The organism is Vibrio sp. 03_296 (genome assembly GCF_002265885.1).
Map to the genome: position 1 here is coordinate 1 of NZ_NPKW01001132.1, position 698 is coordinate 698.

Consider the following 698-nt stretch of genomic DNA (forward strand, 5'->3'; position numbering starts at 1 on the left):
ACTGTACGAAGACGATCATCCGGGAATGTTAATACTTGTAATACAGACATATGCACTCGAAATGTTGAACTGTGCCGAAACAGCACAAACCTTGTTGGCTCAATTCTAGACATTTTATAGCCTAAATGACAGCATCCTAGCAGCAATTTCCCCATTTGTCGCTTCGCTAATCCATCTAGGAGTTAAGGCATCGAACTCAGTGCTGCAAGCCGCTTCACGCGTGTTATTACCCTTGTTGTTTAGTGTGAGTGTGGCAGCCCAAGAGTCGCCAGCTCCACTGAATATTAAGCCCGATGCGCCACAAACTTATGTGGTGGTAAAGGGGGATACTCTTGGATATCTCAGCGCTCTATTTGGATAGCCCTTGGCTATGGCCGCGTTTGTGGCAAATCAACCCAGATATTGACAACCCTCACTTAATCTATCCTGGCGATAAACTCTCTTTAGTGTGGAAAATGGCCAGCCGATGTTGAGTTTAAAACCGGYGGTGACATTGAGCCCGAAAGCTCGAATCACGGAGAAAAAAGCGGTTCCAACAGTGGATGAAGGGTTAGTGATGCCTTATCTGCAATCAGACCGACTGCTGAGTAAAGAGAAGCTCAGCAGTGTCGCGCGCGTGARTGGGAACCAGTGATGGACGAAAATACCTTGCTAAAGATGAGCGTATTTTCATCAGTGGCCAACAAACGGAAACCCAT

General features: G+C 46.7%; 1 pseudogene. It reads left to right on the top strand.

Annotated elements, in window-relative coordinates:
- Positions 1-199 precede the first annotated feature (199 nt).
- Positions 200-698 (top strand): annotated as a pseudogene (locus tag CIK04_RS30325) (LysM peptidoglycan-binding domain-containing protein); the annotation flags it as partial.